The organism is Acidithiobacillus sp. TH-A36 (genome assembly GCF_057473445.1).
Genome location: NZ_JBYCKP010000616.1, coordinates 1 through 6,905, shown reverse-complemented (window position 1 = coordinate 6,905; position 6,905 = coordinate 1). Strand labels below are relative to the sequence as shown.

7 protein-coding genes are annotated in these 6,905 nt (G+C 53.6%); 3 read left to right on the top strand and 4 right to left on the bottom strand.

Features of this window, described 5'->3' with window-relative positions:
• Positions 1-5: 5 nt before the first annotated feature.
• Positions 6-1,016, top strand: coding sequence for a tRNA dihydrouridine(20/20a) synthase DusA (gene dusA, locus AC2VLY_RS15465; protein WP_193651058.1), 1,011 nt, complete (start codon positions 6-8; stop codon positions 1,014-1,016).
• On the opposite strand, the gene AC2VLY_RS15460 is transcribed toward dusA, so the two are convergent.
• The 3 genes from AC2VLY_RS15460 to gnd form a co-directional block, all read right to left on the bottom strand.
• Complete coding sequence (locus AC2VLY_RS15460; protein ID WP_193651059.1) at positions 984-1,286, bottom strand: ArsR/SmtB family transcription factor; 303 nt, start codon at positions 1,284-1,286, stop codon at positions 984-986. The two genes, dusA and AC2VLY_RS15460, sit on opposite strands and share 33 nt — an antisense overlap.
• 254 nt (positions 1,287-1,540) lie before the next feature.
• On the bottom strand, positions 1,541-3,007 hold the full coding sequence (gene zwf, locus AC2VLY_RS15455; protein ID WP_193651060.1) for a glucose-6-phosphate dehydrogenase: 1,467 nt from the start codon (positions 3,005-3,007) through the stop codon (positions 1,541-1,543).
• Positions 3,008-3,964 carry a phosphogluconate dehydrogenase (NAD(+)-dependent, decarboxylating) gene (gene gnd / locus AC2VLY_RS15450; RefSeq protein ID WP_300252344.1) on the bottom strand — a complete coding sequence of 319 codons (957 nt, stop codon included), beginning with the start codon at positions 3,962-3,964 and terminating at the stop codon, positions 3,008-3,010.
• 60 nt (positions 3,965-4,024) lie between these two features.
• Between gnd and purT the strand changes: the two genes are divergently transcribed.
• The gene (purT, locus tag AC2VLY_RS15445; protein WP_486893572.1) at positions 4,025-5,206 is read left to right on the top strand and encodes a formate-dependent phosphoribosylglycinamide formyltransferase; all 1,182 of its coding nucleotides are present in this window, start codon (positions 4,025-4,027) and stop codon (positions 5,204-5,206) included.
• Here purT and AC2VLY_RS15440 read toward each other — a convergent pair.
• Positions 5,203-6,384, bottom strand: coding sequence for a pyridoxal phosphate-dependent aminotransferase (locus AC2VLY_RS15440; RefSeq protein WP_193651063.1), 1,182 nt, complete (start codon positions 6,382-6,384; stop codon positions 5,203-5,205). The two genes, purT and AC2VLY_RS15440, sit on opposite strands and share 4 nt — an antisense overlap.
• Before the next feature lie 217 nt (positions 6,385-6,601).
• Here AC2VLY_RS15440 and AC2VLY_RS15435 point away from each other — a divergent pair.
• Positions 6,602-6,905 (top strand): copper ion binding protein (locus AC2VLY_RS15435; protein WP_486893575.1); only part of this gene is annotated, 304 nt, incomplete at its 3' end.

The following is a 6,905-nucleotide window of genomic DNA, read 5'->3' as shown; positions in this document are numbered from 1 at the left end:
ATACGATGATAAACTCAATAGAGGCCATTGATAAAGTGATATCAGTCGCCCCCATGCTCGACTGGACTGACCGCCATTGTCGGCACTTTTTGCGGCTGATTTGCCCTTCCTGTGTGCTTTACACGGAAATGCTGACGACTAATGCGCTGCTGCTGGGTCGCGATCCCCAGCGTTTTCTGGAGTATTCTGCGGCCGAACACCCCTTGATTTTGCAGGTGGGAGGCGATGATCCAGCCGCAATGCGTCGTGTTTCCAGGCTGGCCAGAGAGTATCAATACGACGGAATCAACCTGAATGTAGGCTGTCCTTCGCCACGTGTGCAAAAAGGCAGTTTTGGTGCCTGTCTCATGGCGACCCCGGAATTGGTTGCCGAGCTGATGGCAGGACTTTCGGACAGTGCCTTACCGGTGAGTGTCAAACATCGTTTGGGATTGGATCGCGAAGAGGATTATGCGTCTTTGCATCAATTCGTGGAAATTGTGGCGCAGTCGGGATGCCAGCATTTTATTGTGCATGCCCGTAATGCCTGGTTGAAGGGCCTGAATCCCGCAGAAAATCGGGAAATACCGCCGTTACGCTGGGATTGGGTGCATCATCTGAAAAGCGATTTTCCCCACTTACGCATTGAAGTCAATGGAGGCTTCAAGACCACTGAAACAGTACTGGATCAATTCGCTCACGTCGATGGGGTGATGATTGGTCGAGCCGCTTATCATAATCCAATGTTCCTGGCAGAAGTGGAAATGGCCATGGACAGTCGCGGGCAATTACCTGATCGATCCGTCGTGCTCGAACAATTACTGGCTTATGCCGAAAATTGGGGAGAGGCATTACCTGCGCCACGCCTGAGTCGCCATCTGCACGGTCTGTATTTTGGGGTTACTGGCGCCGGGGAATGGCGTCGTTTTCTCGGTACGGCGACGATCAACGAAAACGCCGCAGAATTTCTGCGGCGAGCCATACAACATATTGAAAAAAATCGATCAGGCAAGTACTTGATTACTGATTTCCAGTAAGCGTAAGGTGCGTTGATCGCGGATGCGGTAATAGACGCGACTGGCCACCTTTCTGACCAGGACCAGACCGGAATCCTGCAGTAAGGCAAGATGTTGGGAAGCGTTACTGTGGCTGGTGTTGATGGCTGTTACCAGATTCTGCATGCTCATTTCACCACGCCCCAGCAGGCAGATGATTTTGTAGCGCAATGGATGAGACATAGCCTTGATAATTTCAGAAAGCTGGACAATTTCCCATTCGGGAATGATCGTGTTTCCTGTGGTTTTCATGGAGGCTCCTTGCTTGACTGTCATTGGGTAACCGACCAAAATGATTAAGCAGGAACTATGCCAGTAAACTTATCTGCATGAAATTTAGAACAAAAAAAATAACTGGCGTCTTTCGAGGACGAGTTTATTAGCTTATGCTGTAGACGTTTGACTACGCTTTTTGCGCAGATAATTTTTTTCATTGATTCGTATGATTTTTTTGTTGTTTTCAAGGGGCGACAGTTATGGTTTCATAGCCGTCGCTCACGCTCAGATTAGATTTTGTTGCGCCAATACTGATCTTCCTTGTCCATAATCCGTGCGGCCTCATCCGGCCCCCAGGAGCCCGCTGGATAGGTGAGGATATAGTCGGTTTCCCGGCCCCAGGCCTTGATAATCGGATCCACCACCCGCCAGGCCCATTCCACTTCATCAAAGCGGATAAACAGGGCTTTGTCGCCTTCCATGACATCCAGTAACAAAGCTTCATACGCATCCAGCTCCTGCTCACCCTCCTTGCGATAGGAAGCATTGAGCTGCACCGGACGGACGCGCATTTCCAGGCCGGGCTCCTTGATCTGGATTTCGGTTTTCAGACTTTCTGGTTCCAGAGAAAGCAGGATCCAGTTGGGTTCGATTTTTTCGATGCTGGTTTCTCGAAAAAGCTGTTGGGGCGTATGCCGAAAACGCAGGGCAACGCTGGAGGTTTTGTTTTCGAGGCGTTTGCCGGTACGCAGATAAAAAGGGACCCCGCGCCAGCGCCAGTTATCAATATAAAATTTTGCGGCAACATAGGTCTCAGTAATGGAGTTGGTTTCAACCCCGGCTTCATCCTGATAGCCCGGTACATGCTTACCATCTACTACCCCGGGACCATATTGGGCGCGCATGGCATAGGCCGTGACCGCAGATTTGGGGATGGGTCGAATAGAACGGAGTACCTTGACCTTTTCATCACGCAGAGCGTCCGCTTCCATGCAAGGGGGAGGCTCCATGGCTACCAGAGTCAGAATTTGCATCAGGTGATTCTGCAACATGTCCCGCAATGCTCCGGCCTGATCATAATAACCGGCGCGACTTTCGATGCCACCACTTTCGGCTACGGTAATTTGCACATGGTCTATATAATTGCGGTTCCAGAGGGCTTCTACGGCCAGATTGGCAAAACGATAGACCATCAGGTTCTGGACGATTTCCTTGCCTAAATAATGGTCAATGCGATAAATCTGTTCCTCACGAAAGTGACGATGCAACTGTTCATTGAGGCGCATGGCGCTTTCCAGATCTTCACCGAAAGGTTTTTCAATAACAATGCGATAGTCGCCTTCCTGATTGAAGCCGGCACCCGAGAGTTGCTGAACAACAGGCACAAAATCTGCCGGGCGAATGGCCAGATAAAATATGGTAGCAGCAGGTTTATCCGCACCCTCCTCAGTGAGGGCAGCGCGGAGCTTTTCATAAGATTCCTTTTCATGAATTTCCCCACGCACGTACTCAAAATGTTTGCAGAAATCATCAAAATGTTCGTCATGATAATTTCCTGCGTAGGTTTCCAGTTGTTCGCGGAGAAACTCCTGCCAGCCATTATTGTCCCAGGGGCGCCGCCCAAAAGCCAAAATGCGCATTTCCTTGGGCATCATACCGGCGCATTCCAGGTGATACAGGGCCGGGAGCAGCTTTTTACTGGCCAGATCCCCCGTAGCGCCAAAAATGACGAACTGACAAATACATTGGTTATCCACTCAGTCCTCCTTTTGTACGGCATGACCGCCGAACTGATTACGCATCATGGCCAATAGTTTGGCCGCATAGTCGTCTTTTCCCTGGGAAGCCCAACGCATCTGCAGGGCCAACGTGATGACCGGAGCAGGAATTTTCATGGCCAAAGCGGCCTGTGCGGTCCAGAGTCCCTCGCCCGAGTCGGCGACCACCGGAGCAATATCCGCCAGGACCTGATCTTTGTGCAGGGTGTCAGCGGTCAGATCCAAAAGCCAGGAGCGGACAACACTGCCATAGCGCCACATTTCGGCGACATTGGCGAGATCCAGATTGAATTCAGTCTTGGCCTGAAGAATGGCGAAACCTTCGGCGAGTGCCTGCATCATTCCATACTCAATACCATTGTGGACCATTTTCACGAAATGCCCACTACCTACCGGTCCGCAGTGCAGCCAGCCCTGATTTTCACCGGGAGCGAGGGCTTTCAGGAAAGGCGTGACCTGAGCAACCGCTTCAGGACTGCCGCCCACCATCAGCGCATAGCCTTCCTGCAATCCCCAAACCCCGCCGGAAACGCCCGCATCGACATAATGCAGGCCAGCAGCTTCCACCTTGGTGGCTTGGGCCATGGAGTCCTCGTAGAGTGCATTGGCGCCATTGACCAGGATGTCGCCTTTGCTCAGCAGGGGGAGGAGCTGGTCAATATGTTCCTGAGTGGCTTCACCGGCCGGCAACATTAACCAGATGACTCTGGGGGCTGGCAGTTGTTTGACCAGGTCTTCCAGCGAGCTGGCAGCGCGCATGCCGGTTTCCTGAGCAAGGTCCTGGGCTTTTTGGGCGTGGCGATTGTAAGCAATGACATTCATGCCTTTTAGATGCAGACGGCGCGCCATATTGGCACCCATGCGACCAAGACCGACCATGCCTATACTGGGTTTACTCATGTCATGCTCCTTTGCGTATGCGTCTGTCGGGAAGATGATACTATGTTGAGTATAGACATATTGGGCTTTTATTGTTTTTTGCTAAAGGAAATGCGCATGAATCTGGGTACTCCGTGTTCTGCTTCTGCGACCCGGCTGATGATGCTGGGCGCCGGTGAGTTAGGTAAGGAAGTGTTGATTGCTGCCCAGCGTCTGGGTGTTGAAACCATCGCCGTGGATCGTTACGCAGATGCGCCCGCCATGCAGGTCGCCCACCGCGCCTATGTAATAGATATGACAGATCCTGAAGCAATTCTGGCTCTGGTCAAGCGTGAGCGACCGCATTTCGTGGTCCCGGAAATTGAAGCCATTGCCACTTCCGCCCTGGTGGAAATCGAAAATTCCGGCTTGGCCACGGTGGTCCCCTCGGCGCGAGCCGTGCAACTGACCATGGATCGCGAAGGTATTCGTCGTCTGGCGGCCGAACAATTAGGCTTGCCCACGTCTCCTTACCGCTTCGCCAGCAGCTTGCAGGAACTGGAGGCGGCAGCGGCCGGGCTGGGTTTCCCCTGTGTGATCAAACCGGTCATGTCTTCCAGCGGTAAAGGGCAGTCGGTCGCACGGTGTGCGGCGGAATTGGCGCTGGCCTGGCAGGAAGCGCAGACGGCCGGGCGCGTTGGAGCGCAGAAAGTCATTGTCGAGGGCTTTGTGGACTTTGATTTTGAAATCACCGTGCTGACGGTGCGCTCTGCCTTAGGTACGGTATTTTGCCCGCCCATCGGGCATCGTCAGGAAGCCGGAGACTATGTGGAGTCCTGGCAGCCCCAGGCCATGTCCGCGCAGGCGCTTCAGGATGCACAGAGCATGGCGCAAAAGGTGACGGATAATCTCGGCGGACAGGGATTATACGGGGTGGAATTTTTTGTGCAGGGTGAAGCAGTGATTTTCAGTGAGTTGTCGCCCAGACCCCATGACACCGGTCTGGTGACCCTGTCCAGTCAACGTCAAAACGAGTTTGAATTGCATTTGCGGGCTATTCTGGGCTTGCCCGTTGATCCCGGATTCCGCAGGGCTTCGGCTTCTGCGGTTATTCGGGGTAAAAATCTGGGTTGGGGGCCCCGATATACCGGTCTTGAAGCAGCGCTGGCCGTGCCAGAAAGTGATTTACGTCTTTTTGGTAAGCCGACGGCCAGCAAGTTGCGGCGTCTTGGTGTAGCCGTCGCTGCCGGAGAAAATGTGGAAGAGGCGCGGGAAAGGGCGGCCAAGGCCGCCGCCGCGATTACGGTCAGCCCCGCCTAACTTTTTACAAATTGTTCGATGCGATCCAGTGCCATTTCCAGATTTTTGTCACTGGTCGCAAAAGAAAGGCGGATATGTCCGGGGCTTCCAAAGGCAGAACCCGGTACCACTGCAACGCCTGCTTCCAGGAGGGCTTCCGCCAGAATCAGGTCATCCTGCAGATTTTTGGCCTGCATCACTTCATGAAAGCCCGGGAAGCTGTAAAAGGTGCCGTCTGATGGCAGCACGTTGACGCCCGGAAGACTTTGCAGGCGACCATATACGTAAGCATGACGGCGCCGGAAAGCATGAACCATTTCATGCACCGCACTATCCCCCCCTTCCAGGGCCGCCTGGGCCGCTACCTGGGCGATGGAGGTTGGATTGGAGGTGCTTTGCGACTGCACGGTGTTCATGGCCGTAATCAGTGTCTCGGGCCCCGCACAATAACCTATGCGCCAACCGGTCATGGCATAAGCCTTGGAGACGCCATTCATGACAATGCAGCGTTCTTTCAGGTCGGGACAGGCATTGGTAATGTTTACGAAAGGCTGATCCTGAAAGAGGATTTTTTCATACATGTCATCAGTGGCAATCAAAATCCGGGGATGACGACGTAATACTTCTCCCAGTGCTTCGAGTTCACTGCGGCTATAAGCGACTCCTGAGGGATTGGAAGGGCTGTTAAGCACTAAAAGCCGGGTGTTTTCGGTGATGGCCGCTTCCAGTTGTTCGGCGAGAATTTTGAAATGCTGGGCGGCGTCCGTATCAATAATGACCGGACAGGCCTCGGCAAGAATGACCATATCGGGATAGGACACCCAGTAGGGCGCGGGAATGATGACTTCATCTCCGGCATCCAGCAAGGCCTGACAGAGGTTGAAAAAACTCTGTTTGCCGCCGACGGATACCAGCACCTCATTGGGGTGGTAATCGAGATGATTGTCCCGGGCAAACTTGGCCATGATGGCGGCTTTCAGCTCCGGCGTGCCTCCGACTGCGGTGTACTTGGTGAAGCCCCGATGAATAGCTTGTATGGCCGCATCCTTGATATATTCGGGAGTGTCAAAATCGGGCTCGCCAGCGCCGAGACTGACAATGTCTTTGCCTTCCCGACGGAGTTGCTGTGCCCGGGCGGTAACGGCGAGTGTCGGAGAGGGACGCACCGCAGTGACGCGGCGGGAAAGGCGAATATCCACGATGTTAAACTCCAGATATCATTTTCAGCGGGTGCGGCAAATGCGCACAAGAGGGCAAATGATAAGCATCCGTCACTTAAAATCAACTATTTTGCTGTAGGCGAAAAGATCGCCGGTTTCCCAATGGCGGCGGATTGACATTACAGCCAGATACAAGGATATGCTGCAGGTTGCAATTTTCAAATAGCAATGGGCAGCGGGCAGGAAAGGGAGCGTTATGAAAAATCTGGAGATCGGGGTGGCAGGGATGACCTGTGCTTCCTGCAGCAGTCGGGTAGAACGCACTCTGAATCGCTTGCCGGGGGTGCAGGCCAGCGTGAATCTGACTACTGAGCGGGCAACCGTGGAATTCGATCCGACCCAAACCAGTCTGAAAACTCTGGGCGATGCGATTGCTGATATAGGCTATCAACCTGTCGTCGCACAATCTGAGCTGGAGGTTGGCGGGATGACTTGTGCTTCCTGCAGCAGTCGCGTGGAGCGCGCTCTGGGCAAGGTGCCCGGCGTCCTGTCGGCCAGCG